The sequence below is a fragment of the Streptomyces sp. NPDC111656 genome (assembly GCF_055656965.1).
Genome location: NZ_JBVKCA010000001.1, coordinates 339,244 through 361,040, shown reverse-complemented (window position 1 = coordinate 361,040; position 21,797 = coordinate 339,244). Strand labels below are relative to the sequence as shown.

The following is a 21,797-nucleotide window of genomic DNA, read 5'->3' as shown; positions in this document are numbered from 1 at the left end:
GCACGGCGACAGCCCGGCGGCGCGGGTGCACCCCCCACCAGGGAGATTCCGCCCGCGCTTCGATTCTTACCAGCCGCTTACCCCTAGGCACCGCCGGGACCAGGCAGTCTGGCCCCGCAACACCGCTGACCACCACTCGTTAAGACCCTCGGCGGCAATCCTCACCGTGACCACAACTCACCCTTTCCTTACAGCATGTAGGGTTTCCCCACTCTGCCCCTCTCAGGGAACGCACAGAGTCAGCCGCCCCCGCTCCCGCGACTCCCCCCCCCACCGCCCTCTCCCCAAGGTGATGCTCCACGGTGTCTGCACAACAGCCAGTACTCGTCCCGGAACAGAGGAACTCGAAGTCGCGCCGGACGGACCCGACCGGACGGCCGGCCATCGGCGACCGGCTGCGACCACGGGCGGCGGCGGCCACGGTCTGGTATCTGCGACTGCTCGCGCTGCTCAACCTGGTGGCGGTCACGTCGCTGCCGTTCCGGGAAGAGGTGCACGAGCACAACGGAGGTCAGTTCTTCACCCCGTACCTGGCCACCGCCGGGCTGGTCTCGGCCGCGCTGGCGCTGTTCCTGGCCCTGGTGATGCGACGCCGCAAACGGGCCGCGTGGATCTTCAACATGCTGCTGGCGGGACCGCTCTTCGGGCTGTACGTCCTGGCCCTCACGCAGGAGCAGTACCGACGGCACGGCTTCAACTGGTTCTCGACCGCGTTCACCGGGCTCTTCGTCGTCGCGCTGCTGGTGGGGCGCAGGGAGTTCCAGGCCGTCGGGGACCGCTCCAACCCCCGGCTGGCGATGGCCGTCGGCGCCGGTGGCTTCCTGGTCAGCGGCACCTTCGGAACGCTGCTGGTGAGCGCCACCAACAAGGTGTCCGGGGCGCCGCTGAGCGACCGGATCGCGTACACGCTGTTGCGCGGGGTCAGCGTCGGCCCGCTCGCCGACCGCCTCGACTCGGTGGTCGCGCCCCGCTGGGTGGACGTGATCGTCAACATCCTGATCGCGGCGTCCTTCCTGCTCGTGCTCTACGCCTGCTTCCGCGCGCCGCGCGGGCGGGAGCTCCTCGGCGAGGACGACGAGCGACGTCTGCGCGGCCTGCTCGCCAAGCACGGTGAGCGGGACTCGCTGGGCTACTTCGCGCTGCGCCGCGACAAGGCCGTCATGTGGTCCCCGAGCGGCAAGGCGGCGATCGCCTACCGGGTGGTCGGCGGAGTGACCCTGGCCTCCGGCGACCCGATCGGTGACCCTGAGGCCTGGCCCGGTGCGATCGAGGCATGGCTGCACGAGGCGCGGCGGCACGCCTGGACGCCGGCCGTGATGGGCGCAGGCGAGGAGGCCGGCACGATCTACGCCCGGCACGGCCTCGACGCCCTCGAACTCGGCGACGAAGCCATCGTGGACCGCGCCGACTTCACCCTCGAAGGGCGCGCGATGCGCGGAGTGCGCCAGGCGCACAACCGCATCCGCCGGGCCGGGTACACCGTCGGCATCCGCCGCCACGAGGACATCCCCGAGGCCGACATGGCCACCCTCATCGACAAAGCGGACCACTGGCGGGATGGCGAGACCGAGCGCGGTTTCTCCATGGCGCTCGGCCGGCTCGGCGACCCGGGCGACGGCCGGTGCGTGATGCTGGAGTGCCGCGACAGCCAGGACGAACCGCGGGCCGTGCTGAGCTTCGTACCGTGGGGCGAGAAGGGGCTGTCGCTCGACCTGATGCGCCGGGACCGTGACTCCGAGAACGGCCTCATGGAGTTCATGGTCATCGAACTCCTGCTGCGCGCCGAGGAGATCGGGGTGCAGCGGGTCTCCCTGAACTTCGCCATGTTCCGTTCCGTCTTCGAGCGCGGCTCCCGGCTGGGCGCCGGACCCGTGCTGCGTCTGTGGTGCGCGGTGCTGACGTTCCTCTCCCGCTGGTGGCAACTCGAGTCCCTCTACCGGGCCAACGCCAAGTACCGGCCCGTCTGGGAGCCCCGGTACCTCCTGTTCGAGAAGAGCAGCGACCTCCCCCGCATCGGGATCGCCGCCGCCCGCGCGGAGGGCTTCCTCACCCCGCCCGCACTGCCCGCGCTCGGCCGCCGCCCACTCCTGCGGAGGCCGGGAGGACGGTCACAACCCCCGAACGGGAGTGGGCAGTTCCCCCGGCAGCAGAGCAGTTCCTCGGCCAACACCTCGTCAGCCAGGTAACTCTTCGGGCTTGTTCGAGGCGCGGGCGCCGGGGCACACGCACCCGGCGCCCGCCATGTCACAGTCACCCGACGTTCACGTCGTCCGGAAACGATGCGGCCGATCACCGAGCCCGCCCCCGGACGAATCGACGCCCTCATGAAACGCATCGCGGCCGCGCCCGCCCTGGCCCTCACCCTCTCCGCGCTCTCCGTCCTCCTCATGTCCCCGCTCCCGGCGCAGGCGGCGGGCGGCGCGTCGGGCAGTTACGGAACGAAGACGCCGTACGCGCCGCAGCAGAACGCCCGTACGTACCAGCGGGCACCGAAGGGGTTCGTCCCGGTGTTCACCGAGAACGTGTCCCGGCACGGTGCACGCGCGGCGACGAGCGGCGAGGACGGAGAGTTGATCCTCCAGCTGTGGGACAAGGCCGAGAACGAGGGCGGACTCACCCGTGCCGGTGCGGAGTTCGGCCCGCAGGTGCGCTCGCTGCTGACGGCGATGGAGAAGGTCGGATACGGCAACCTCAGCGGCCGGGGCAAGCGGGAGATCCAGGGCACGGCGGCCCGCATGGCGCAGCGGCTGCCCGGACTGTTCGCGCGGATCGCCAAGGACTCCGAGCCGATCGACGTGGTCAGCTCGGGCCAGGGCCGCGCCGTCGACAGCGGCGCCCTCTTCGCCTCGGCCCTCGCCGACGCCGACCCGGCACTCACCCCCCTCATCGGCCCGGCGCGCACCGACCCCGACCTGCTCTACTTCCACAAGTCCGCGGGCGGTGCCGCCTACCGCGACTACATCGCCAACGACCAGCGGCTGGCCACCACCCTCAAGAGCGTCACCGAGCAGCCGGCCACCCACCGCGCGGCCCGCGACATCCTGAAGAGGATCTTCACCCCGGCCTTCGTGCGGCGGATCTCCGCCGGGGAATTCGCCTCCATCGGCAGCGAGGTGGACGCGGCCCAGGCGGTCTACAACCTCTACAGCATCGCCCCGGCCATGACCGACGAGGGCAGCTGGCACCTGGAGCGCTACCTCGCCCCGCGCGACGCCGCCTGGTTCGCCTATCTCAGCGACGCCGAGGACTTCTACGAGAAGGGACCGGGCTTCGCGGACAGCGACATCACGTACAAGATGGCGGACGTCCTGCTCGACGACTTCTTCAAGAAGGCCGAGGCCAAGCGTGACGGCACCAGCGACCTCGGCGCGGAGCTGCGTTTCACCCACGCCGAGGAGATCATCCCGCTCGCCGCTCTCATGCGGCTGCCGGGCAGCACGAAGCCGGTGACGACGACTCGGCCGTACACCTATGCGGACAACCCCTGGCGGGGCGGCTCGGTGGCCCCGATGGCCGCGAACATCCAGTGGGACGTGTTCCGCAAGGGCGACACCTATCTGGTGCGGATGTTCTACAACGAGAAGGAGACCGCGTTCAAGGCGGGCTGCGCGCCCGTGGCCAAGGGCAGCGCGTTCTACGACCTGGAAGAGCTGGAGCGCTGCTTCGGGCGCACCAAGTCGTGAAAGATGCCTCCGTCCAGGTGACTTGGGAACTTCTTTACCGATGCCGTCAGTTCTGATCACACCGGCTCGGGGCACCCTCCGAGCCGGTTCGGAACGATGAGTGCGATCAGTGAAGGAGCCACACCGACATGGTGTTCAAACGGCTGCTCGGGGCGATGGGCGCGGGCGGCCCCTCGGTGGACACGGTTCTCGACGGCGGCGCGGTGACGCCCGGCGGGATCCTGTCCGGGCAGGTCCATCTCCAAGGTGGCAGCGCGGACGTGGAGATCGAGCACATCGGGCTCGAACTGATCGCCCGGGTGGAGGCCGAGCACGAGGACGGGGAGAGCGAGGGCGCCGTCGTCTTCGAGCGGTTCACGGTCGGCGGCGGATTCCGCCTCGCCGAGCAGGCGCGGCACAGCGTTCCGTTCAGCGTGTCCCTGCCGTGGGAGACACCGGTCAGCGAGCTGTACGGGCAGCCGCTGGGCATCGTCCTCGGTGTGCGCACCGAGCTCGCGGTGGCCGGTGCGAAGGACAAGGGCGACCTGGATCCGCTCGCGGTGCGTCCGCTGCCGGTCCAGGAAGCGGTCCTGGAGGCGCTGGGGCAGCTGGGCTTCGGCTTCAAGTCCGCCGACCTCGAACACGGCCACATCGGGGGTACGGGGCAGCAGCTGCCCTTCTACCAGGAGATCGAGCTGGCGCCGGCGCCGCAGTACGCGCACGTGGTGAACGAGATCGAGCTGACCTTCCTCGCCACCCCGGCCGGCATGGAGATCGTCCTGGAGGCCGACAAGCGCGGCGGGCTCTTCGAGTCCGGGCGGGACACCCTCACCCGCTTCACGGTGGGCCATCACGATGTCGGGGCCCGCGACTGGAACAGCGAGGTCGACGGCTGGATCAGGCAGTTGGTGGAGCACCGGGCGTCGTACGGCTCCCACGCCACGTACGGCCACGCCGATCCGTACGCCGCCGGAAGCGGGTACGGGCATCACTCGGCCCATGGGTCCGGCCATGAGTCCGGCTACGGATCCGGCTATGAGTCCGGTCATGGGTCAGGTCATGAGGGTCACCGCTCCGGGCCCGGCCTCGGTACCGCGGTCGCGGCCGGCGCGGCGGGACTCGCGGTGGGGGTGGTCGGCGGGCTGGTCGCGGCCGAAGTCGTCGACGAGGTGGGCGACTTCTTCGAGGGCGACGACGACGAAGGCGGCGAAGAGGACTGAGTTCTCAGACGTGTCCGTGTCCGTGTCCGGGGGCGGTGTGCGCCGTCCCCGGACACGGACCACATGGGCTCAGTGCGCGGCGCTCGGGGCCTCGGTCGCCCCGCGCGGGGCGGCCTGCTCGGCGGAGTTCCTGATGACCGCCGTGGGGGTCACCGGAGCCGTGCCCTGTTCGGCGGTGGCGGCGGACGCGGGGCTCTCGTCCTTCATCGCCTTGGTCTCGCTCTTGAGGATGCGCATCGACTTGCCCAGCGCGCGGGCGGTGTCCGGCAGCTTCTTCGAGCCGAACAGCACGATGAGCACGATCGCCACGATCAGCAGGTGCCAGGGTTCCAGTCCGTTGCGGAGCATCGCGCGCTCGCCTTTCTTCGCCTCGGTCGAGGGCACGCCCCACTGGCCGCCACCCACTTGAAGATTGCCGCTTTGCGCAACAGTACAACCATGGGCTCGGATCGCACGGCTCCCGGCTCCCCCTTCCGTCCCCTTTCCGTCCCCCTTCCGCTCCCGTTCCGCTCCTGTTCCACCGCTATTCCGTGCGCAGGGCGACGGCACTGCGGGTCCGGGCGGCCCAGCCCGCGGGCAGCAGCGCGCCCAGGACGGCGATCAGCAGTCCGCCGAGGGCGAGCAGGACCAGTTCGGGCGTGCGGTAGACGGCGATGACGGACTCGGGCAGGTTCAGCCCGGCGCTGTGTCCCATGGCCGGCATGATCCAGCCGTGCAGGGCGACGCCGAGCGGCACTCCGACGGCGCCGCCGACGAGTCCGGTCATGACGACCGAGGTGACGACCATGGCGACGGTCTGCCGCGGCGTCATTCCGAGGGCCTTGTGGATGCCCAGGTCGCGGACCCGTTCCCGGGTGTCGAGGACGACTCCGTCGAGCACGCCGAGTCCGGCGACCGCGACGAGCATCAGGGTGAGCACCGCGGTCAGGGAGTTCAGCACGGCGACCGTGCCACTGTCGTTGCCGACCCGGCCGTTCTCGGCGGTGACGCCCAGCGGCCGCAGTACGGCGTTCGACCGGTCGGTGTAGGCCGCCACATCCGTGCCGGCCTTCACCGCGATGTGGTGACTCTCGACCTGGAGGTCCGGTTCGGCGGCGGCGAGGGTCGCGCGGTCGGTGAAGACCTCCATGCCCTGGTGGTGGGTGTCGAGGACCTCTCCGACGATCCGGACCGTTACGGCCGTGCCGTGGTCGTTCAGGGGTCGAAGTCCTGCGTCTGCTCGCCCAGGGCCTGAGCAACACCGAACTCGCCGCACACCTCCACCTGGCCGAGGCGACGGTCAAGACCCATGTCGCCCGCATCCTCGCCAAACTCGGCCTCCGCGACCGCGTCCAGGCGGTCGTCACGGCGTACGAAACGGGCCTGGTCACGCCCGGCACCGTGGCGAGAGGCACGTAGGACCGACGAGTTCCGGCCGACAACTGCCGCTTTATTTCTACAGTGATGTAGTTTTTTGGTGTCGATCCATCCAGCGCCGGGCATCCACTCGCCCGGCCGACGGCAGCACGGAGGAGAGCAGCGTGGGAGTTTCCCTGTCCAAAGGCGGCAATGTCTCGCTCAGCAAGGAGGCGCCGGGCCTGACCGCGGTCCTGGTCGGTCTGGGCTGGGACGTGCGGACCACGACGGGCACCGACTACGACCTCGACGCGTCCGCGCTGCTGGTCGACGAGTCGGGCAAGGTCCTCTCGGACCAGCACTTCGTCTTCTACAACAACCTGAAGAGCCCGGACGGTTCGGTCGAGCACACCGGCGACAACCTGACCGGCGAGGGTGAGGGCGACGACGAGTCGATCAAGGTGAACCTGGCGGCCGTACCGGCCGAGGTCGCCAAGATCGTGTTCCCGGTCTCGATCCACGACGCCGACGCGCGCGGACAGAGCTTCGGCCAGGTCCGCAACGCGTTCATCCGGGTCGTCAACCAGGCCGGCGGCACCGAGCTCGCGCGCTACGACCTGTCGGAGGACGCCGCGTCCGAAACCGCGATGATCTTCGGCGAGTTGTACCGCAACGGCGCGGAGTGGAAGTTCCGCGCGGTCGGCCAGGGGTACGCCTCGGGTCTGTCCGGGATCGCCTCCGACTTCGGCGTCGGAGTCTGACGCGTCCCACCGGTCCCCCGCCGTCCCCGCCTCGATGCGCATCCCCTGGGCGCGGGCGGCGGGCCCCTCCCGGCCCTGTCGCCGCAACACGCCCCAAAAGGCACACGTGACTGTCAGTGCCTTGGTGCACACTCACGATGAGTTGTCGTACGCCTGGGGAGGATGCCGTGTTCACGGGGATGGACGAGGTCGGCTGGGCCTCGATGAGACATGCCTATGGAAGCGCCGAGGACGTCCCGGAGTTGCTCCGGGGACTGGCCTCCGCCTGCCCGCAGGAGCGTGAGAGAGCACTCGACGGGATGTACGGAGCCGTGCACCACCAGGGCGACGTCTACGACTCGACGCTCGCGTGCATCCCGTTCCTGTTCGAAGTGGTCGGGCAGGCGGAACTCCGCGACCGGGGCAGTGTCGTGGAACTGCTCGTCAGCATCGGCGGTGGGGACGCCTTCGACGACGGCCCGCTCGAAGACGGGGACGGCGGCGAGGGCAACTACGCCATGGCCCGCACGGCGGTACGGTCGGGCGCCGCGGCCTTCATCGGCCTGCTCGCGGACCGCGACCCGGAGGTGCGCCGGGCGGCACCGACGGCACTCGTGCGGTTCCTCGGCGAACCGGAGCACGTCCTCGGGCTGTTGACGGGACGACTCGAGGAGGAAGAGGAGGAACAGGTCCGGCCGGCCCTGGTCGAGGGCCTGGGGCTGTTCGCGCGCCTGCACCCCGCGTCCGCCGCTCCCGCGGTGGAGCACCTGGTCGAACTCGGTGCCGCTCCGCACGACCCCGGGCTGCGGCTCGCCGCCCTCGGCCAACTCGCCGGCTGCGCACCCGATCGCCTTCCAACCGATCTCGTTCCCACCGTCACCGCGCTGCTCCGAGCCAGATCACGACGCCCCCGGGTGCCGGACCAGCCCGAGCGGCCCGACACCGACACCCTCATCGGCCACCTGCGACGCCTGCGCCCCGCCGACGAGGAGGGGGGTCATCTCCTGCGGACGCTGCACACCGCGCTCGGCGACCGGACCGCCGACCGGATCGCCCTGCTCAAGGGGCAGTTGAGCAGCGACGAGTCGGCCGACCGGTGCAACGGCGTGTGGATGGCTGCGGGGCTGCTGCGCGAATGGCGGGGCTCGTACGAAGAGCTGGTCGCGTTGATCGGCGAACAGGTCGTCACCGAGGAGCAGCGGCTGCGCGATGCGGCGGCCTCCGTCCTGGAGACACTCTTCGATCTGGCCGCGCCGGCCGCCGACCACCTGGCCGCCCTGGTGGCGGTCGGCTCCGAGCACCGAATACGCCAGTGGGAGCACGGGACACCGGCCCTCGGCGCCCCGCTCAAGGCGCTGGCCAGAGCCGGCGATCCGCGCGCGGTGGCGGCGCTCGCCGAGGTGCTGGACGGGCCGGTCGTGCCCCCCGAAACCGGTTACGAAGTACAGCACTTGGGCCCGGCGGCGGCGGCACCGCTCGCTCCGCTGCTGCGCGAGCGGCTCGGCGAGCTCCCCCTCGACGCACTCGACACCTACGACCGTGCGGTGCCGCTGCTGTTCGCGCTCGGCAGGCTGGGACACGCGCCGGCGGTACCGGAAATGCTGCGGCTGCTGCACGGGACGCCGGAGGGGCTGCGGAGCCGGGAATCGCTCGTGCGGGCGATCGCCGACGCGCTCGGCAGGTGCGGCCCGGACGCGCGGGAGGCGATACCGGCCCTGCGTGAACTGCTGGACGGGGGGTGCGCGGTGGCGGCGGCCGGTGCGCTCTGGTCGCTGGAAGGCGACGCCGAGGCCGTGCTGCCGACGTTGCGAAGGGAATTGGCGGCGGGGCAGCTCCACGCACGCAACGCGGCCGAGGCCCTGGGCCGACTGGGGCCCGCGGCCCGACCCGCCCTGCCGGCACTGCGCGGCATGGCCGACTCCGGGAAGGTGTGGCTGCGTGCGAGCGCCGCGGGCGCCCTGTGGGACATCGCCGGGGATCCGGAACCGGTCCTCCCGGCGCTCCGCTCCGCCTGGGAGCAGAACGCGCACACCCGCATCCTCCTCGCCGACTGTCTGACCCGGATGGGGCCGGCGGGCGCGCCCGCCCACGATCTGCTCCGTACGGAACTCGCCACGCGACGGCGGCACCAGGCGCAGGCCGGCACCTACGGGAGCGACAACATCGGCGAGGACGAACAGCTGCTGCGTGCCTGCCGCACCGCCCTGGACGCCACGTAGAAACCGCAGCTCAGAGCCACTTGAGCACAACCCGTCGAGGCATTGTCAGACCCCTCCCCTACTGTGATCACCATCGCCGACAGGTGGGTTCGGGAGGGGTCCTGTCATGGGTTGGATCGAGACATCCAGTGGGTATGCCGTCACGTTGGACGGCGCACAGGTGCGGTGCCGCAACGCGGCGGGACGCACGCTGAAGCAGGTGCCCGCGAAGCTGCGGGACGACGTGGAGGTCGTCCGGCTGCGGCAGTTGGCCGAGTGGCTGGAGCGGCATGAGCGGGAGTGCCGATCCCAGGTGGACACCTGGATCGTCCGCTCCCTGCCCGTGCCGACGGACCTGCTGGCCCGGGTGTGGCCCGACGCCGCCTGGCAGGCGGCGCTGCGGGACCTGGTGGTGGCGCCGGTGGACACGGACGGCACGGTCGCGCTGGAGCGCGCCGGATTCCTGCGGGACGCGGATCCGGAGCAGGGCCTCGGCGTGGTCGACCTGGACGGCGACTCGGTCCGGCTCGCCGCGCGGACGGTGGTGATACCGCATCCGGTGCTCCTCGAAGACCTGGAGGAGCTGCGGGAGTTCGCGGCGGAGCTCGGTGTCGAGCAGGGCGCAGGCCAGTTGTTCCGGGAGGTCTGGCCGCGGCCGGACGGGAGGGACGGCGCCGCCTTCGAGTGGAGCGCCTACGCGGGCGGGAAGTTCGAGGAACTGCGGCACGCGACGGCGCGGGCGGGCTCGTACGGCTATCGGGTGCGCGGCGGATACGCGGTGTGCCCACTGGTCGAGAACGGGGTCGCCGTGGAGGCGGCCTACTGGATCGGCGCCGACTACCCGGAGGCCGAGACCCGCACCGGCGGCCTGGAGTGGCGGGTCGCGGGCGGGCGCCGGCTGCCGTTGCGGGAGGTGGGGCCGGTCGCCTGGTCGGAGGGGGTCCGGATGGCGGCATTGGTGTACGCGGGGCGTGTGGTGAACGGCGAGGACGAGGAGGGGGAGCTGTGAGCGGGGATCAGCTGCTGGAGTCGGGAGCGGTACTGCCGCTGGGCAAGGGTGCCGGCGATGTGCTGACGGCGCGGACGTACGGGCATCCCGTACTGGAGGGGCGCACGGTGGTGCGGCTGGTGCCCGAGGCGATCGGGCCCGCCGAGGACCTCGCCCTGGAGTACCTGGGCTTCGGCACCGCCGACTCGGCGCCGGTGGGCCGGGTGAGGCGCCAGTCGCTGGGCTTCCCCGCCTGGGCACTGGTCAACGACCCGGTGAACGGGCACCATGCGCTCGCCGTGGTCAAGGAGATGGAGCGACTCACCCGGATGGTGTCGAGCAAGCCGGGCCACGCCAAGGACGGCTTCGACGAGATCGGCGCCCGACTGGATCGCTCGGTGCCGCACTTCCTGCCGACGTACTACGAGCAGGTGGCCCGGTTGTTCCTGGCGGCGGAGTCGCGCCAGCACGCCGCGTCGTTCTTCGGCAAGGCCCGGGCAGCCGAGCAGCGGCACGCCCTCGACGTGGACGAGGACCGGCTGCGGGAGGTGTTCCTGGAGTTCGCCGGGGCGGGCGCGCTGAGCGGGAAGGCGCTGCGCGACCACGCCAAGGGGCTGGCGGCACGACTGTCCGGCACAGCCGCGTACGAGCAGTTCAGGACGCTGTCGTCGCAGCGCTGCGCGGCCGGGATCGCTCCCTACGCGGGCATGCTGGAGGACCTGCGGCGGCTGGCGAAGGGTGCGGGGCTCGATCCGCGCGCCGAGGAGCGTGCACTGCTCGCCGCGATCCTCCCCTCGGGCGCCATGAACCGCGCGGCCGGAAGCTTCTGGAAGTCCGCGCTGCCCGCCCTGGCGGAGCTGGCGCACGAGGATCCGGCGGTACGGGAGCGGTTGTTGACGCTGATGCCGTCCACGGGCGGTGATCAGCGCGAGGAGTTCGACGCGGCGTGGCTCGCGCTGCTCGACGCCTGCGGGGCGATCGGTCTGCTGGTCGACGGCACGGTCGACGCCGCCGACTGGCTGAGCTCCTGGGACCGGCACCGTCAGCGTGGCTGGCGGCAGCGCAAGCGGCTCGTCGAGGAACTCGCCCTGATGGAGCGGCTGGCGCCCCGGCTGATCGCCGACGGCAAGCCGGTGCGGCTGCTGCGCGAGCGGGGCTGGAACTCCTACGTGGATCTCGACCTGCTGGACACCGCCCTGGCGGCGGGTGTGCCGGTCGCCGACCCGTCCCCGGGGACCGAGGGGCTGGAACTGCGCTACTGGACGGACGACGAGCGCCCGGGCCGCCGAGACCTGCTCGCGGTCACCACCGACCCGCGTTTCGCTCCTCTGTTGCGCAGGGCGGTGGAGAGCCTCTCGCTCGTGGACGGACCCGGGTCCGGTCCTTCGGCCCGCGTGCGGCGGCTCGCGGACCATCCGGCGCTGTGCACGGCCGTGGCGGGCTGGCTTCGGGACCGTGCCGACGAACTGGCCGAGCCGGTCGGCCTGCCGGGGCTCGACTCGCTGCTGAGCAAGGTCTCCCGCTTCTCGGCACCCGCCGTACTGGCGACGGCACCGGAGGCCGTCCGGCGGATCGTCGGCTTCGATCCCGCGCCGGTCCTGGGTCGCACCCTGCGCGCGGGCATCCTCGACGAACTGGGCTGGCCCGCCCTCGAAGAGGCCCTGGAAACCCTCGGCAAGGTCGCCCCGCCGACGAGCGGACAACACCCGTGGCCGCACCAGCCCGGCCGTTCGTACCAGCACGCGGACGCCTGGCCCGCGCTGATCGTCCGGGTCGAGACCCAGGTCGCGCTGGCCGGCCCCGATGCGCTGCTCGACGCGCGCACGCTCACCCTGCCGTCCCAGGGACGCCAGTACGGCGAGCCGACGGTGCGTCACGTGGACGGTCAGTGGCTCATCGCGTCGGGGTACGGGAACGAGCAGCGGGCCGTCTGGTCCGGGCGCCCCGCCGACGTGTTCAAGCCGACGGGCCTGCCGGGCGGCTGGTACGGCGGTCACCCGGTGTCGCTCGCGCTGCCCGACGGCGGCCGCTGTTTCGGCGGCCGACCCGTGCACGCCGGGGACACCACGTTCGCCGAGCAGCACCGTGAGATCGCCTCGGACGGCATCTCGTACTGGGTGCTGCACGAGAACCGCTGGCACGAGTACGACCCCGCCTCCGCCAAGCGCGGCCGGATGTCGGTGCCTGCGTTCTTCGACTCGGCGCTCGCCGACGCCCGCCCGGGCATCGTCCTCACACAGACGGACTGCCGGCTGCTGCCGGTCCGGCCCGGCCTGGAAAACTCGCCGTTCGGCAGCAAGGACGGGCTGCTCGGCTGGTGGGTGACGCACGACCAGAACTCCGGTGCCTGGACGGCCTGTTCGGTCGACGGGAGCCGCAGTCCGGCGACCACCAAGGGCGTTCCGGCTCCGCCCCTGCGTCTGCCGGGCGGCGCCGTCCTGCACCCCGTGCAGGAGGGCTGGAACCGCACGATCGTCGAGCTGTGCGACAGGGACGGCCTGTCGCTGGCCCGCGTCCAGCTGGGTGACCGCGGCAGCGCACATGCGGCGGGCACCCGCTTCCTGCCCCCGCTGTGGTACTGGCACGCGCTGCGCCCCCGCGACGAGCACGGCTCGACCGCGCTGCGGGCCGTGACCGACGCGGACGCCACCGCGCTGTTGGCCGCCGTCCGGGACGGCGAGAGCCCCCGGGAGGCCGTGGCCCGGCTGCTGCCTGCCGTCACCGACGAGCGGCTCGCCCTCGGGGTGGCCGGATTGGTCGAGGAGACGGCCCGCTGCGCCAAGCGGATCACCACGCTCGCCGAGCGGGCCGAGCGGCCGGTCGCCGCGCCGCGGGACGAGGAGGAGGAAGTCCGGCACGCGTACGACCACGTCCTGCGCGAGGCGCTGCGGGGGCTCACCGCTCCCGGACACTTCTACGGTTACTACGGCAACGAACAGCACGCCACCACCGCCGTCGACCAGCTCAGGGCGTTGCGCGCGCTGTTGGTCCCGGGCACACCGCCCGCGAAGTTCCCGTTCGTCGGCACCGGAGTCGCCTGGCTCTCGCTGACCGGTCCCGGCACGGTGGCGGCCGCCCTGCGCGCCGCCGCGCCCACCACGCCGGACGACCAGCGCGCCGGGCTGCTGGAATTCCTCGACGCCGTCCTGTCGGTCGGCGACGGCGTGCTCGTCGATCCCCGCGGACGACTGCGGGTCGTGCAACTCAAGGCCTCCCGGTCGGAGCGGCCGGAGCGCGTCGGGGAGGTGCTGGCCTCGGGCGACCGGCGGCTGCTGATCCTGTCCTGCCAGAGGGTCGATGCGGGCGACGCGTACTGGAACGCCGTCGAGTACGACCCGGCGGGCGGGTTCGGCCCCTGGGAGGGCTTCGCACTGGTTGAGTCCGAGATCCGGGGTACATCCGGGGACGAGGTCCTGGCACCCGCCGTACGGCGGTTGGCGGCGCTCGTGAGGGAGCGGGGACCGCTGCCCTACCGGCCGGAGCAGGCGCGGGAGTTCGCCGATCGGGTAGGGGTGAGCCCGGTGGCCGGAGCGCTCCTGCTCCTCGGACTGCCCGGGCTCAACTCCTACGGCAGGGACGGGCTCCTGTCCGCGGAGCACCTCCAGCCGCTGGGCGCGAAAAGCGCGGAGGCACAGGCCGCCCGGAACGCGCTCGATGAACTCTCCATTGCGGAACGGAAGTTGTTCACCGCCGCGCTGGTCCCCGCGGATCCCGGACGCCTGGAGCGGCTGTGGACCGACGGTTTCGACCTGGAGCCCGTCGTACGGATCTGGATCGAGCGGCGGGGGCGGCGGCGGGCGGCGACGCCCGAGCTGATCGCGCGGATGGTGAGCGAGATGGGGCCGGGCCGGATGCTGGACGCCGTCCTCAACCCCCAGGCGCACCCTGAGCTGACCGGTCGCACCGAGCAGCGGATGCGGGACAACGGACTCGAACCGCTGGACGCCCAGGCCCTGTTGACCGGCTCCACCCTCGCCGCGTACGTCAGCATGCTGCGCTGGCTCGCCTATCGACTGCCGTACGGCGATCCGCTGCGCGCGACGCTTCCCGAGACCCTGCGCATGCTCCGCGAGCGCCTCACCGACCCCGGGCTGCTGCTCGACCTCGGAGTGACCTGGGGGCATGACGGCAACACGGTGTCGACCCGGGTACGGGAGACGTTCGGACTGCCCGCCCAGGGAGGCGGGGACGCCGAGGGCCTGCTGCGGGCGGGCCAGGCGATCGTGCTGGCGCCGATGCGGCACCGCTCGGAGTGGGACACCGTATGGCTGCGGCCGTCGGCCGTGCTGCCGCGGGCGGGCGACGAGGGCGGACCCGATCATCCGGCGCTGAAGCTGCTCGCGGCGCTGAGCCGGGACAGCGGGCAACTGCAGTCGCTGCGCGCACTGTTGAGCGAGGAGTTCACCGCCCTGATCACGGCGGACGGCCCTCCCGGAGCCGCACAGCACCCGGCCCACAGCGTGCCGGAGCTGGTGGCCGAGGCGGCGCAGCGGTGCGGGTTCTCCGAGGACGCGGCCGGGCTCTATCTGATGCTGCTCGCGCTCCCGGACCCCACGGACCGCAACCAGGCGGCCTGGACCGGCTGGAAGCCCGCGCGGCTGAAGCGGGCCAGGGCCGAACTGGCCGCCGCCGGGCTGGTGGTGGAGGCGAAGCGGTCCCGGGCCGGACGAGCGCAGTTCCTGCCCGGCGGCTGGCTGGAGCACAAGGCGCCGCGGCTGCCCGTCGAGAGCTGGAAGACCCCGCTGCTGCCGGAGACGACCCACGGTTTCGTGGTGCCGGACCGCCCGGTGCCGGAGCTGTTCGCGCGGGCCTGGCAACGGGTCGTCCAGGGTGACGCGCCCGGGTTCGAGGAGTTCGCCGGGCGCGCTGGCAGAGGTGGCCGGGGCAGCCGGAGTGGAGGCAGGGCATGAGCGGCGGACAGAGCACGGCGAGGGGGATGACGGCAGCGGGTGCGACGGCCAGGACAGACGTGACGGAGGCGATGGGCGCAGCGGGTGTGTCGGGTGGATCCGGTGGATCCGGTGGATCCGGTGGATCCGGTGGATCCGGTGGATCGAGCGTGACGGGCGCGCGGCAGATCGAGCTGCCCGAGGACCGTCACGCCGAGGAGCTGGCGTTTCTCGCGGCGTACGACGAGGGGCCGCGACCGCCGGGCTGGCACCTGACCCCGCGCGCCGTGGTGACGTTCGTGTGCGGTTCGGACGGCGAGTCGCTGAGCGGGGCGGACGGGCGACGGCTCGTCGTGTCACGGAAGTTCGTGGGCGACCGGGGACTCGTCGAGCGGTGTGTGGTGACGCTCGCGGGCGAGCGGGGTCTCCTGCTGGTCGGCGAGCCCGGCACCGCCAAGTCGATGCTCTCCGAGCTGCTGGCCGCCGCCGTGTGCGGCACCAGCGCGCTCACCGTGCAGGGCACCGCGGGCACCACGGAGGACCAGCTCAGATACGGCTGGAACTACGCGATGCTGCTCGCCACGGGACCGAGCCGCGCGGCCATGGTGCCCTCACCCGTGCTCACGGCGATGACCCGGGGAGCCGTCGCCCGGATCGAGGAGGTCACGCGCTGTCTGCCGGAGGTACAGGACGCTCTGGTGTCCCTGCTGTCCGAACGGCGCATCGCCGTACCGGAGTTGGCCGGCGGCCCGGACGGGGACGGCACGGTGCACGCCGTGCCGGGGTTCACGCTGATCGCGACGGCCAACCTCCGTGACCGCGGCGTCTCCGAGATGTCCGCCGCCCTCAAGCGCCGCTTCAACTTCGAGACCGTCGGACCGATCGACGACCTCGACGCGGAGACGGAGCTGGTCCGAGGCCAGGCCACGGCGGCCCTCGCCCGCTCGGGTGCCCGTTTCTCCGTGGACGACGCGGTGCTGGAGGCGCTGGTCACGGCCTTCCGGGATCTGCGCTCGGGCCGCAGCGCGGAGGGCTGGGAGGTCGAGCGGCCCACCACGGTGATGTCGACGGCGGAGGCGGTGCAGGTGGCCACGTCCATGGGCCTGGGCGCCGCGTATCTCGGGGACGGCAGGGATGTCGTACGCGGCCTGCCCGGCCATCTGCTCGGCACGGTACGCAAGGACGACCCGGCCGATCACGCACGGCTGCTGGGCTACTGGGACGGTCCGGTGCGGCGGCGCGCGGAGCAGGGCGCCGCGCTGTGGCGGACGCTGTGGGAGCTGCGCGATGACCTCGTATGAGGAAGCGGCCGGCTCGGCGGCGTCGCCCGAGGTGGCTCTGAAGGCGCTGGCCGAGTGTCGGGAGCCGTTCCTGATCGGCGTGCGGCACCATTCGCCGGCGCTCGCGGCGGCCGTGCCGGGGATGCTGTCGGCGGCGGCGCCGGAAGTGCTCCTCATCGAGCTTCCGGAGGAGTTCGCGCCGTGGCTGGAACACCTGGGGGATCCGGCGACGGTGCCACCGGTGGCGCTGGCGGGGAGCGGGGAGCACGGCGGGGTGGTCTTTCTGCCCTTCGCCGAGTTCTCCCCGGAGCTCGCGGCGATACGGTGGGCGAGGGAGGCAGGCGTGCCGGTCGTGCCGTTCGACCTGCCCCTGGCCGCGCGGGACGCGGAGGAGCGGGCTCGAGACGTGGCGGAGGAGCCGGGTGCGGGCCAGGCGGGTGGCGGGCGTGGGCGACTGGCGGCCGCCCTGCGAGCGCGCGCCGGGGGCCGGGCCGAGGACGACCTGTGGGCGCGGCTCGTGGAGTCGGGCGCGCCGGGCGCCGCGGCGGAGGAGTTGCGGCGCGCCGCGCTGCTCGTGGGCTGGGCGTTGCGGGGGGACACCGGAGAGGACGCCGTGGACCCGTACGACCTGCGGCGCGAGGCCAATATGCGGGGACGACTGGCCGAGTACTCGGGGCGGCGCACGGCGGCGGTGATCGGGGCGTTTCACGCGCCCGCGCTGCTGCGGGCCGGTTCCGGCTCGGTGCGTTCGGGTGCCGGGCCGGTGGGTTCAGGTTCCGAGCCCGTGGGCTCAGGTGCCGGGCCGGTGCGTTCGGGAGCCGGGCCGGTGCGTTCGGGAGCCGGGCCGGTGCGTTCGGGTGCCGGACTCGCGGAGGACGTCCCCTCGGTCATCACCTCCCTCGTGCCGTACTCGTACCCGCTGCTCGACGAGCGGTCGGGGTATCCGGCCGGCATCCGTGATCCGGAGTGGCAGCGGGGGGTGTTCCGGGCGGCCGGGGAGCCGGGGCGGCTGGACGAGTTGCTGACGGCGACGGCCGTGCGGATCTGCGCCGCCGTCCGCGAGGCGGGGCACCCCAGTGGCCCCGCCGACGCCCGCGAGGTGGTGCGGGTGGCGCGGGATTTGGCCACGCTGCGCGGGTTGCCCGCCGCGGGCCGCGGGGAGCTGGTCGAGGCGGTGCAGACGGTGCTCACGCAGGGCCAGTTGCTGGGTCGGGGACGGGTGGTGGCCGCGGCCATGGAACGGGTGCTCGTCGGTGACCGGCAGGGTCGACTCGCTCCCGGCACGCCACGCTCCGGCCTCGGCCCGGCGGTCGAGGGCCTCCTCGCGGAACTCTCCATGCCCTCCCCCACCGCTCCCGCCCGTCGTGAGCTGCGACTCGACGCGCTGCGGTCCGAACTCGACCGCCGGCGCGAGATCTGTCTGCGCAGGATGGCGATCTGCCGAGTTCCCTACGGCGAGGAGGCCGGCGTCGCGGGGGTCGGCGACGGCGCCGCGCTCACCACACGGTGGACGGTGACCTGGACGCCCCCGACCGCGGCGATGCTGGATGTGACCGGCGTTCACGGAGTGACGTTGGAACAGGCGACCGGCGGCGTACTGGCGCGGCGACGGGCGGCAGAGCGGCGCGACGGCGGTCCGACCGCGGCCCAGGTGCTCGCCGGGCTCGAGGACGCCGCCCGCTGCGCCCTCCCGGGGCTCGCCTCGGAGCGCCTCACGGAAGTCGCCGAACTGCTGCCCGCGTCCGGCACCCTGCCCGAACTCCTCAGCGGGCTCGACCTGTTGAGCCGGATCGGCGCGGGGCATGTGCCGGGGCTGCCCGCCCCTTGGGAGAAGGAGCGGATCGAGGCCGCGTACGACGAGCTGGGCGCCGCCGGTGTCCGCGCGCTCGACGGGCTGACCGGCTCCACCGACACCGCCGACGCCCGCGCTCTGGAGGACCTCGCCACCCGGGTGGACGGCGCGGGCGGCGGGCTCCGGCTCGCGGACGCCCTCGGCCGCCTGGACGAGGACGGTACGCCGCTGATCCGCGGCGCCGCGGGAGCCGCCCGGGTGCTGCTGGGGCTGCGGGAGGCGACGGAGTTCGGCACCCGGCTGGCCTCCCGTGTCGACGGTGCCGTGACTCCCGAACTCCGTTCCGACCTCGCCGCGTTCCTGCGCGGCACACTGCTCGCCGCCGGTCCGCTGCTCGAGACGGGCGAGGCCGTGGACCCGCTCCTGGAGCGCGTCGAGTCCCTCACCGACCGGGCTTTCCTCGACCGCCTGCCGGCCCTGCGCGCCGGCTTCGACGTCCTGGCGCCGGCGGCCCGGTCCCGGATGCTCGCCGCGGTGGAGGACCGCACCGGCCGCGCGGTGGGCGAGTTGCCGGACGCGGTGGCGGAGCCGGGGTTCCTGGCCCGGATGGCGGCGGCGGATCTGGCGGGGCGGACGGCGTTGGCGACGGCGGGGTTGGACCCGTTGGGCACGGACGCGACGCCGACCTCGTATCAGACCCCTCATGACAACCCCGGCGTGCCCCACAAGTCTGCCGTGCCCAGCAGCCCCGCCGTACCCGACACTCGCGCCGCAACCGACAGTCGCGCTGCAACCGACAGTCCCGCCATACCCAACAATCCGCCCGTACCCAACAGTCTCGGCCCGGGAGATCGCTGGCGGCTCCTGCTGGGCAGGGCACGGCAGTTGACGGGGCGGGCCGGCCGGATCGCGCGCGCACTCGACGAGTTGTACGGGAGCGGGCGCGGCGAGGGGGTCGGAGAGCCCGGCGATGACGGTGCCGGCGGCGGAAGCGAGGCGTCGTTCCCGGATGTGCGGATCTGGTCCGAGGAGCTCGCGGCGCTCTTCGGCCCCGGGGTACGGGAAGAGGTGCTGGCCGCGGCGGCCGACGCCGGACGCGTCGACGCGCTGCAGGAACTCGACCCCGCCTCGGCCCGCCCCTCGGTCGAGCTCCTGCGGACGGTCCTCTCGTACGCGGGAGGCATGCCCGAGCAGCAACTCGCGCGGCTTCGGCCCCTGGTGGCCCGGCTGGTCAAGGAGCTCACGGACGCCCTCGCCCACAGACTGCGGCCCGCCCTCGCCGGTCTCGCGCACCCGCGGCCCACCCGCAGACCGGGCGGCCCCCTGGATCTCGCCCGCACCGTGCGCGCGAACCTCGCGACGGCGCGCCGCGATCCGGCGACGGGAGCGGTGACGGTGCTGCCCGAACGGCCGGTGTTCCGTACGCGGGCCCGCAAGGCGGCGGACTGGCGGCTCGTGCTGGTCGTCGACGTGTCCGGGTCCATGGAGGCGTCGACGATCTGGGCGGCGCTCACCGCGTCCGTGGTCGCCGGGGTCCCGGCACTGAGCACGCACTTCGTGGCGTTCTCGACGGAGGTCGTGGACCTCACCGACCAGGTGGACGATCCCCTCGGGCTGCTCCTCGAGGTGCGGGTTGGCGGCGGGACGAGCATCGCCCGGGGCCTGCGGCACGCGCGCTCACTGGTGACGGTTCCCTCCCGCACGCTGGTCGTCCTGATCAGCGACTTCGAGGAAGGGGGTCCGGTGGGCCCCCTGCTGTCCGAGGTGCGGGCACTCGTCGACTCGGGCTGCCATGTCCTCGGCTGCGCCTCGCTGGACGACGCGGGCCGACCGCGCTACTCGGCCGGTGTGGCGGGGCAGTTGGTGGCCGCGGGCATGCCGGTGGCGGCCCTCAGTCCGCTGGAACTGGCCCGCTGGGTGGGCGAACGCATGGGAGGTACACACCGATGACCACACTTCCCCCGGTGACGGCCGAAGTGGCGGCTGCCGCGCTGGAGTCGCTCCCGACCCGTCTGCGCAAACGTGCCGACTCGGCCGCGGCCAAGGCCGCCCACTGGCCCGTCGCCATTACGGACGCGACGGTCGTGGTGCGGGTCGACGACGCGACGACGGTCACGCTCACCACCACGGCCGGGGTGGTGACGTCCCCCGAGGATGCCGTGTGCAGCTGTCTGCTCGCGCCCGCGTGTCTGCATCGTGCGGCCGTGCTGACGCTGGCACCGCTGGCGGAGGAGACGGACGGACCGCCGGCGACTGTCGTGCCGTCGGACGCCGACGACTCCACCCCTGTCCCTCCGGAGACCGGGGCCCTCGACCTCACTCTCCCGCAGTCCGCGGCGGCGCACGCCCTCCGGGCGGCCGCGACCGCCGTACTGGCAGCCGGAGTGACCGGCTCCGGTGCCGTGCACCGGGCCACGCTCCTCCATGCCGCCCACTCGGCGCGCATCGCCGGACTCCACCGCGCCGCGGCCGCGGCCGTCCGGGTGGCGCGGCGGCTCTCCGAGGCGGGCACCGGGGACCCCGCGTTCCGGCTGCCCGAACTGGCCTCGGAACTGGCGGAGTTGCTGACCGTCACCGACGGGCTGCACCGTGCGCCGGACCCGGCTCTGATCGGCACCGCACGTCGGGCCTATACGGCGAACGGTTCGCTGCGGCTGCACGGTCTGTTCACCGAGCCGGTGGTGACCGCTTCCGGGTACGCCGGGGCGGTCACGTACGCCCTCGCGCAGGACGGCCGGCTCCGCTCGCTGTCCGACGTCGCGCCGGGCGACGCCGACCGCGCTCGGCAGGCCGCGGGCTCCGCGGTCCCCGGCGGCAGCGCCCTCACCCTGCGGGAACTGGGCGACCACGGCGGGGCGATCCTCACCGACCCGACGGTCTCGCCGGACGGGCGGATCGGCGGTGGCGGCGCGGTCCGTTCCGTACGGGCGTCGGGGGCCCGTTGGCACGAGGAGCCGCTCGACACGCTCTGGCGGCGTTCCCCAGCCGACCAGGTGGCCGCCGCGCTGCGGTGGTGGGCCGAGCCCGCCGACGACCGGGACGCGGGAGGTGACCTGCTCTTCCTCACCGGGACGATCACCGGCGGAGGGTTCGCCGTGGACGGTGGTCCCACTGTGCGTCTCTTGGCGCCGGACGAGCGTCCCGAACTCCCCTACGTCGAGAACCTCCGGCTTCTGGCGGGGACCCACGGTCTGTCCCTGCGCCTCGTCGCGCGGCTCGCGCCGGACCGGCCGAGCGGTGTACGCGCCCTCGCCGCGGCCTGGCACGGCACCGACGGCGACCCGATCCGCGCGGACCTCGGCCTGCGCCGCCTCAACCGCACCCACCTGCCCAGGACCGGGACGGCCGTCGTCCCGCCCGTCCCAGCGCCCGCGCTTCCCACGGAACTCGACCTCCTGCGGCGGGCCGTGGACCGCGCGGTCGCCGGTGGACGCGCCGTCACCGCCGCCGTGGCCGACGGCGAACTCCCCCGTCGGCTCGCCGCGGTGGGTCTGACCACGGGGGCCGCGTGCGCGCGGGCCCTGGTGGACACCGCGTCGGACCGGCGCCACGACGCGCTGGGCCGACTACGGCCGGCCGACCCGGAGGCGTACGCCCACGCCTGGCTCGCGTCGTCCACATACGCCTCGGCCGCCACGGCATCCCTCCTCACGGCCGCGTGGGCACCGGAGGAGGACCATGATCCGGCCTGAC

At 73.0% G+C, this 21,797-nt stretch carries 12 protein-coding genes and 1 pseudogene; 11 read left to right on the top strand and 2 right to left on the bottom strand.

The features are described from left to right. The first annotated feature begins 302 nt into the window (after window positions 1-302). The 3 genes from ACZ7M3_RS01720 to ACZ7M3_RS01710 all read left to right on the top strand — a co-directional run bounded on the left by ACZ7M3_RS01720 (window position 303) and on the right by ACZ7M3_RS01710 (window position 4,882). On the top strand, window positions 303-2,186 hold the full coding sequence (locus ACZ7M3_RS01720; RefSeq protein ID WP_472059947.1) for a phosphatidylglycerol lysyltransferase domain-containing protein: 1,884 nt from the start codon (window positions 303-305) through the stop codon (window positions 2,184-2,186). Between the two features lie 138 nt (window positions 2,187-2,324). Then, complete coding sequence (locus tag ACZ7M3_RS01715) at window positions 2,325-3,683, top strand: histidine-type phosphatase (protein WP_472059946.1); 1,359 nt, start codon at window positions 2,325-2,327, stop codon at window positions 3,681-3,683. 128 nt (window positions 3,684-3,811) lie between these two features. Next, window positions 3,812-4,882 carry a sporulation protein gene (locus ACZ7M3_RS01710; RefSeq protein WP_472059945.1) on the top strand — a complete coding sequence of 357 codons (1,071 nt, stop codon included), beginning with the start codon at window positions 3,812-3,814 and terminating at the stop codon, window positions 4,880-4,882. Between the two features lie 69 nt (window positions 4,883-4,951). Here the strand turns inward: ACZ7M3_RS01710 and tatA are convergent, their stop codons facing one another. Next, window positions 4,952-5,230 carry a Sec-independent protein translocase subunit TatA gene (gene tatA, locus ACZ7M3_RS01705; protein ID WP_355303309.1) on the bottom strand — a complete coding sequence of 93 codons (279 nt, stop codon included), beginning with the start codon at window positions 5,228-5,230 and terminating at the stop codon, window positions 4,952-4,954. Window positions 5,231-5,405: 175 nt separating this feature from the next. Beyond that, window positions 5,406-6,011, bottom strand: coding sequence for an ABC transporter permease (locus tag ACZ7M3_RS01700; RefSeq protein ID WP_472059944.1), 606 nt, complete (start codon window positions 6,009-6,011; stop codon window positions 5,406-5,408). Window positions 6,012-6,082: 71 nt separating this feature from the next. On the opposite strand from ACZ7M3_RS01700, the pseudogene ACZ7M3_RS01695 reads away from it, so the two are divergent. From ACZ7M3_RS01695 to ACZ7M3_RS01660, 8 genes and pseudogenes are all read left to right on the top strand, one after another. After that, window positions 6,083-6,280 (top strand): annotated as a pseudogene (locus ACZ7M3_RS01695) (response regulator transcription factor); the annotation flags it as partial. Between the two features lie 122 nt (window positions 6,281-6,402). Next, complete coding sequence (locus ACZ7M3_RS01690) at window positions 6,403-6,978, top strand: TerD family protein (protein ID WP_351312328.1); 576 nt, start codon at window positions 6,403-6,405, stop codon at window positions 6,976-6,978. Between the two features lie 167 nt (window positions 6,979-7,145). Further along, window positions 7,146-9,176, top strand: coding sequence for a HEAT repeat domain-containing protein (locus ACZ7M3_RS01685; RefSeq protein WP_472059943.1), 2,031 nt, complete (start codon window positions 7,146-7,148; stop codon window positions 9,174-9,176). Between the two features lie 106 nt (window positions 9,177-9,282). Further along, on the top strand, window positions 9,283-10,164 hold the full coding sequence (locus tag ACZ7M3_RS01680) for a DUF4132 domain-containing protein (RefSeq protein WP_472059942.1): 882 nt from the start codon (window positions 9,283-9,285) through the stop codon (window positions 10,162-10,164). Next, a complete protein-coding gene (locus ACZ7M3_RS01675; RefSeq protein ID WP_472059941.1) occupies window positions 10,161-15,053 on the top strand; it encodes a hypothetical protein in 4,893 nt (1,630 codons plus the stop codon). Before ACZ7M3_RS01680 ends, ACZ7M3_RS01675 begins: the two co-directional genes overlap by 4 nt. Then, window positions 15,050-16,333: an ATP-binding protein gene (locus ACZ7M3_RS01670; RefSeq protein ID WP_472059940.1), complete on the top strand. Its 1,284-nt coding sequence runs from the start codon at window positions 15,050-15,052 to the stop codon at window positions 16,331-16,333. The genes ACZ7M3_RS01675 and ACZ7M3_RS01670 overlap by 4 nt, the downstream gene beginning before the upstream one ends. Next, on the top strand, window positions 16,320-20,054 hold the full coding sequence (locus ACZ7M3_RS01665; protein ID WP_472059939.1) for a vWA domain-containing protein: 3,735 nt from the start codon (window positions 16,320-16,322) through the stop codon (window positions 20,052-20,054). Before ACZ7M3_RS01670 ends, ACZ7M3_RS01665 begins: the two co-directional genes overlap by 14 nt. After that, window positions 20,051-21,796 carry a hypothetical protein gene (locus ACZ7M3_RS01660; RefSeq protein ID WP_472059938.1) on the top strand — a complete coding sequence of 582 codons (1,746 nt, stop codon included), beginning with the start codon at window positions 20,051-20,053 and terminating at the stop codon, window positions 21,794-21,796. Before ACZ7M3_RS01665 ends, ACZ7M3_RS01660 begins: the two co-directional genes overlap by 4 nt. The last annotated feature ends 1 nt before the right edge of the window (window position 21,797 follow it).

What these genes read in the sequence shown, in the direction of transcription:
- ACZ7M3_RS01710 (WP_472059945.1), top strand. Translation starts at nt 3,812, where the DNA reads ATGGTGTTCAAACGGCTGCTCGGGGCGATGGGCGCGGGCGGCCCCTCG.
- ACZ7M3_RS01715 (WP_472059946.1), top strand. Translation starts at nt 2,325, where the DNA reads ATGAAACGCATCGCGGCCGCGCCCGCCCTGGCCCTCACCCTCTCCGCG.
- ACZ7M3_RS01660 (WP_472059938.1), top strand. Translation starts at nt 20,051, where the DNA reads ATGACCACACTTCCCCCGGTGACGGCCGAAGTGGCGGCTGCCGCGCTG.
- ACZ7M3_RS01670 (WP_472059940.1), top strand. Translation starts at nt 15,050, where the DNA reads ATGAGCGGCGGACAGAGCACGGCGAGGGGGATGACGGCAGCGGGTGCG.
- tatA (WP_355303309.1), bottom strand. Translation starts at nt 5,230, where the DNA reads ATGCTCCGCAACGGACTGGAACCCTGGCACCTGCTGATCGTGGCGATC.
- ACZ7M3_RS01680 (WP_472059942.1), top strand. Translation starts at nt 9,283, where the DNA reads ATGGGTTGGATCGAGACATCCAGTGGGTATGCCGTCACGTTGGACGGC.
- ACZ7M3_RS01665 (WP_472059939.1), top strand. Translation starts at nt 16,320, where the DNA reads ATGACCTCGTATGAGGAAGCGGCCGGCTCGGCGGCGTCGCCCGAGGTG.
- ACZ7M3_RS01700 (WP_472059944.1), bottom strand. Translation starts at nt 6,011, where the DNA reads ATGGAGGTCTTCACCGACCGCGCGACCCTCGCCGCCGCCGAACCGGAC.